The sequence below is a fragment of the uncultured Romboutsia sp. genome, from assembly GCF_958366745.1.
GTDB classification, from domain to species: domain Bacteria; phylum Bacillota; class Clostridia; order Peptostreptococcales; family Peptostreptococcaceae; genus Romboutsia; species Romboutsia timonensis.
In genome coordinates, this window is sequence record NZ_CATXCO010000286.1 from 1 (window position 1) to 2,650 (window position 2,650).

Annotated in this window: 1 protein-coding gene; it reads left to right on the forward strand. The window is 28.6% G+C overall.

What is annotated here, in order from left to right; all coding sequences use genetic code 11:
- Positions 1-102 precede the first annotated feature (102 nt).
- Positions 103-2,650: efflux RND transporter permease subunit (locus tag Q5F54_RS12800; protein ID WP_302334556.1), on the forward strand; the 2,548-nt coding region annotated here is incomplete at its 3' end.

The window sequence follows — 2,650 nt, forward strand, 5'->3', positions numbered from 1 at the left end:
TAAAAGTATATTCTTGTTAAAAATAAGTTTGAGAAAATTACACAAAAAATGGTATAATAAACTGTCTAAAAAAGACAATTTCAATAATATAAGGGGGAGGAAATGATACCTAAGTATAGCGTTAAAAGGCCATTTACTGTGGCAGTTGCAGTTGTAATGGTATTTATACTGGGGATAGTGTCTTTTTTTGATATGAAAACAGATTTATTACCTAGTATAGATCTTCCATATGCAATGGTACTTACACAGTATCCAGGAGCAAGTCCTGAAAAAGTAGAAATGTCGGTTACAAAACCTATTGAACAAGTTGTATCTACTGTAAGTGGAGTTAAGAATGTATCATCAACATCTAGCGAGAATGCTAGTATGGTTATGATAGAATTTGACCAAAACGTAAACATGGATTCAGCAATACTTGATGTAAATAGCCAACTAGATTTAATAAAATCAAGTTTTGAAGATGGAGTTGGTTCAAGTTCAGTTATGAAATTAAACCCAGATTCAATGCCTGTTATGATGTTAAGTGTTGATGTTAAAGGAATGGATATAAAAGAGTTATCAAATTACGTTAGTGAAAACGTAGTCCCAAGACTTGAAAGAACAAACGGAGTAGGATCAGTTAGTGTAACTGGACTTTTAGAAGAAAAAATTCAAATTAATTTAGATAACGATAAGATTAGTTCTGTAAATAAAAAAGTAAAATCAAAAATTGATAATGAAATGGCAGAACAAGAAAAGAAATTAAAAGATTCTCAAAATCAAATAGCAAATGGAAAAAGTCAATTAGAGGAGCAATCAAAAATTCAAAAAGAAAATTTAGTTAATGCTGAAGTTGAACTTCAATCAGCTAAGATTAAATTAGAATTATTAGCATCTCAGTTAGCTTCTCAAGGAATGAACAAAGAAACCTTAAATAAAACTATTGAAGAAACTTCAAAATCTCTTAAAGATGCAGAAAGTAAATTAAATGACCTTCAAAATGAATTAAACAATCCTGCACAAAATAATGAAGAGTACATAATGCAAATACAAGCTAGAATAACTGTATTAAATACAACTATAGAGAATTTAAAAAAAGGCATTGATACTGCAAAAAAAGGATTAGAAACTTTAAATTCACTAGATGATATAAAAGAACAAGAAAAGCAACTAAAAATAGCTCAAAATAAAGTTAGTGAAGAGTTAAGTAAAGCTTCACTTGAATTATCACAAGGTGAATCTGAGCTTAAAAAGGCTAGTGAGCAGTTAAAAGCTGCAAAAGAACAGGCTTATGAGGCATCTGATATGACAAATAAAATAACTCCAGAGATGATAAGCAATATAGTAATGGCTCAAAACTTTGCTATGCCTGCTGGATATGTTTCAGATGATGACAGTAAACATTTAGTTAAAGTTGGGGATAAATTAAGTTCTATTGAAGAACTTGAAAACCTATTATTATTTGATATTAATGGTGTAGGAAAGATTTATCTAAAAGATGTAGCATATATAAGCAAAGTTGATAATTCTAAAGAAACATATGCTAATATAAATGGCAATGATGGTGTTATGATATCTTTACAAAAATCTAGTGTATCATCAACTACTGAAGTAACTAAGAACATAGGTAAAACTATTGATGATATTATGAAAGAAAATGATAAAGTTAATATAACAACATTAATGGATCAGGGAATATATATAGAAATGATAATAGACAGTGTTTTAGATAACTTAATAGTTGGTGGAGTATTAGCAATTATTGTTTTATTATTATTTTTAAAGAGCTTTAAGCCAACTATAATAATAGCACTTAGTATACCAATTAGTTTATTTGTATCGATGGTACTTATGTATTTTAGTAATATAACTTTAAACATAATAAGTTTATCTGGTTTATCTTTGGGTGTAGGGATGTTAGTAGATAACAGTATAGTAGTTATTGAGAATATATCTAAAATGAGAGAAAATAAAATGAGTGCAGCTAAGGCAAGTGTATATGGTGCTAAACAAGTATCAGGAGCTATATTTGCATCTACACTTACAACTATATGTGTATTCCTTCCTATAGTATTTGCAGATGGTATTACTAAGCAGATATTTACTGATATGGGACTAACGATAGCATATAGTTTATTATCAAGTTTAATAGTTTCTTTAACTGTTGTTCCAGCAATGTCTTCTAAATTATTAGAAAAGGTAGAAAAAAAGCCAAGTATACTATTTGATAGACTAATTAACCTTTATGAAAAAGCACTTAGATGGGCATTAAAACATAAAGTTGCTGTAATTTTACCTGTAGTTGCTTTATTAATATTTAGTGTATATAAGGTAGGGTCTATGGGGACAAGTTTTATGCCAAGTATGGACTCAACAGAAATGTCAGCAACATTAGAAATGCCAATTGGAAGCAGTAAAAAAGATACTATTAAAATGAGTGATAAAATAATAAATAATTTAATGAAAATAGATGATATTGAAACAATTGGTGCAACAGACTCTACTAATTCTATGCTTGGTAAAGCATCAGATACTACAATGTCATTTTTCATAAAATTAAAAGAAGATAAAAAACACTCAAATACTGAAATAGCTAAAATAATAGAGGATAGAACAAAAGACTTTGATTGTGAGTTAAAAGTTAGTGCATCTAATATGGATATGGGTGCCT